Below are 569 nucleotides of genomic sequence, written 5' to 3' on the forward strand. Positions count from 1 at the left end.
CGGTCATGAGTAATAGCACTGCTATCGGTGTCAATAATACTGGCACTCATGAGACCCGTCAGACTCGGATGCGGTTGCCCAAGTGTAGCAAGCTGTTCCCCATAGGGAATATGGTAATGGTGCGGAAACGGTAGATAGCAAGCGCTGATGTGATGGACGTTGTCATCATTGTCATCATCATTTTCATGGTCGGTATTTGGCTGTAAAGTAATGGGATCAAAGGGCGCAGCGCCGAGCCAATCTGCTGGTATATGATTGTTAATGTACTGATGAATAGAGACGAGACTGATCGGATCAATCAAATAAGGGTTGCCATCGATATAGTGGCTACTGGGCAGATTCAGATGACGGATATTGCCGGTTAAGCTGCCTAGATTGGCCAGCTGCTGTGCGTGCTGCTGATAGCGGGTGGCAAGTGCGGTGAGTCCATCATCGTTTAAATAACTATGACTGTGCAAAAAGCGCTGATGCGTGCTGCTTGATGAGTCGATAGGTTGCTCGCTACTGCTACTGCCGGTATAGGTACTCATCAAGCGACTGTCATAACGATGTAGGTCGCTTTGCTGAGT

Annotated in this window: 1 protein-coding gene; it reads right to left on the reverse strand. The window is 48.3% G+C overall.

What is annotated here, in order from left to right; all coding sequences use genetic code 11:
• Positions 1-569: hypothetical protein (locus AAEY80_RS14330; protein ID WP_350588525.1), on the reverse strand; the 569-nt coding region annotated here is incomplete at both ends.

Source organism: Psychrobacter sp. 78a-MNA-CIBAN-0178 (assembly GCF_040309625.1).
Lineage (GTDB): Bacteria > Pseudomonadota > Gammaproteobacteria > Pseudomonadales > Moraxellaceae > Psychrobacter > Psychrobacter okhotskensis.